The organism is Mesorhizobium sp. M4A.F.Ca.ET.020.02.1.1 (genome assembly GCF_004022645.1).
Taxonomy (GTDB): domain Bacteria; phylum Pseudomonadota; class Alphaproteobacteria; order Rhizobiales; family Rhizobiaceae; genus Mesorhizobium.
Map to the genome: position 1 here is coordinate 1 of NZ_RZOI01001406.1, position 435 is coordinate 435.

The 435-nt window shown below is 67.8% G+C and carries 1 pseudogene; it reads left to right on the forward strand.

The annotated features are described in order from the left end of the window. Nucleotides 1-225: pseudogene (locus EN742_RS37400) on the forward strand (ATP-binding protein); the annotation flags it as partial. Between the last annotated feature and the right edge of the window lie 210 nt (nt 226-435).

A 435-nucleotide genomic window follows, 5' to 3' on the forward strand; every position in this document is an offset into this window, starting at 1 on the left:
GCCAAGGAGGGCCGGCCGTGCCCGAGCGACGCGGCGATCGCGCGCGCCTATGGCTCGCACTCGCTGCGCCGCGCGCGCCGCCTGCTCACCTATATCGAGGAGCAGGGCCTGATCGTCTGCCAGCTCGACGGCACCGGCCGGCGCACGGTGACGCTGGTCGAGCTCGCCTGGGCGACGGCGCCGGGCGATCCGAATGCGGAAGAGGCGGAACTGGGCATTTCGTGACGAAAACAAGGCCCCTTGCGGGGCCTTGCCTTACTACCATCGAAGCTAGCGCCCTGCCTATTTGCCCATCAGCTGCTTGGCGTTCTCGGCGGTGATTGCCGTGGTCTCCACCGTCACCGTCGGCTCCACCGAGGTCGCGCAGTCGAGCAGGATCTTCTTCGACATCTCGATCGCTTCCTTGGCGCCGGTCGGATACGTGAAGGTCGCCGC